The organism is Collinsella aerofaciens ATCC 25986 (assembly GCF_964237925.1).
GTDB classification, from domain to species: Bacteria; Actinomycetota; Coriobacteriia; order Coriobacteriales; family Coriobacteriaceae; genus Collinsella; species Collinsella aerofaciens_BJ.
Map to the genome: position 1 here is coordinate 1 of NZ_CAXSKI010000038.1, position 1,084 is coordinate 1,084.

General features: G+C 70.3%; 1 protein-coding gene. It reads right to left on the reverse strand.

Annotation, left to right across the window (positions count from 1 at the left end; all coding sequences use genetic code 11):
* Positions 1-1,008: IS110 family RNA-guided transposase (locus ACESWY_RS10240; RefSeq protein WP_373094357.1), on the reverse strand; the 1,008-nt coding region annotated here is incomplete at its 3' end.
* Positions 1,009-1,084: the final 76 nt, after the last annotated feature.

The following is a 1,084-nucleotide window of genomic DNA, read 5'->3' on the forward strand; positions in this document are numbered from 1 at the left end:
GCGCCGCCGCAGGAGCCGCTCGGACCCCTTCCTCCCGTGCATCCTTATCTCGAGGGGCACGCCCGTGTCCCTTGGCATGAGCTTCGGCTGGTGCCGTGCCGCGGCGTAGCACCATGAACCCTCAACGGCCAGCTTCCTCACGAGCGCGTTGCCCGCACCGCTGATGCCTCCGAGCCGCACGGAGTCGCCACTCGACCTCTGACTCGGCGCGAGGCCGAAATAGGCCGTGACCTGCCTTCCGGAACGGAACCTCGTGAAGTCGCCGACCTCGGCCGAGAAGGCTGCGGCCAGCGCGAAGGCGCAGCCCTTGATCGACTGGAGGGCGGCCACCTCCGCGGCGATCGGGCTGGCATCCACGGCGGCCCTGTACTCGGAGAGCAGGTCCGCCCGGGCCTCCGCCGCGGCCTCGACCTCGTTCCTCAGGGCGGCGAGCGTCCGAACCCCGCCATCGTCCTCCGGCCTGACCTTGTCGAGCCACCTCAGGAAGTCGTAGGTCCAGTACTTCCTCGGGTTGCCGGCGGGCGTGGTGCCGCCGTAGACGAACCCCCGCTTTGCGAGGAAGGCGAGCAGCCGCTGCTTGGCGGTCGCCAGGCGCGCGGTCGCCCCGTCGTAGGCGCCGGCGAGGTCCCTGATGCCTTCGACCTCGGGGGAGGGGACCCATACGGGGGAGATGTCGTGGGCGAGTATCGCCTTGGCCATCCTGGCGGCGTCGTTCCTGTCGTTCTTGGAGGCCGAGTCGGCGGCCGACCTGGGGATCTTCGAGACCGCGGCGACGACGCACTCGACGCCGAGCCCGGCGAGCTCCCTTTGCGGGGCGAAGCCGAGGTAGCCGCTCTCGTAGGCCGCGAGCGACGGCCCGGGGAACCCATCCATCCACCCGGCGATCTCGCCCCAGGGGTTGCCGGGGAACCTCCTCGTCACGGCCTCGCCGGTGTCCGCGTCGAGGGCGCAGACGGTGGTCGACCTCAGGTGGACGTCCATCCCGAACGCGGTAGAATACTTTGGCATGGGAGCCTCCCAACCTCGTTGCGGCGCGGCTGCGCCTATGGCACTTCAACATCATTGTCGCAGCCCCGACCCGCGG